The organism is Bradyrhizobium sp. LeoB3, assembly GCF_055456055.1.
Genome location: NZ_JBVBEF010000389.1, coordinates 1 through 408 on the forward strand (window position 1 = coordinate 1; position 408 = coordinate 408).

Sequence of the window (408 nt, forward strand, 5' to 3'; positions counted from 1 at the left end):
ACCTCCGAGAGCGCAATCAAAGCCTGGCGAACTCCCTGGACGATCTGCTGCTGCTCAGCGGCGGCGAGCTTGGCGAGCCCGCGTACTTCGTCCTGTACTTCAACTTGGCGCGTGCGACGCAGGTCGATTTCGTTGTACGCCTGCATCGCGATTGCCGGCAGCATGGCCGCAGCCACCAGCGCGAACAGGCGTGATAACAGGCTGCCCATTGCTAGTATTTCCCACTCACGATCAGCCGCACAAGGCCGACCGTGCCAGTCCACCGACAAGCGCCATTGTCTGAAGCGTTCTCCGAACTGCAATCGGAATTGACGCCAAGCGGTGGCGCTCCGAGGCTTGATAAAGGCGGTGCCGAATGTGGGCGATATCGAACCTGGAAGCACTGGTCTTCGTCGCATTGATGCCGAA

General features: G+C 60.3%; 1 pseudogene. It reads right to left on the reverse strand.

Annotated features, from left to right (window positions below):
- A pseudogene (locus ACZXDY_RS46465) lies at nucleotides 1-209 on the reverse strand (histidine kinase); the annotation flags it as partial.
- Nucleotides 210-408: the final 199 nt, after the last annotated feature.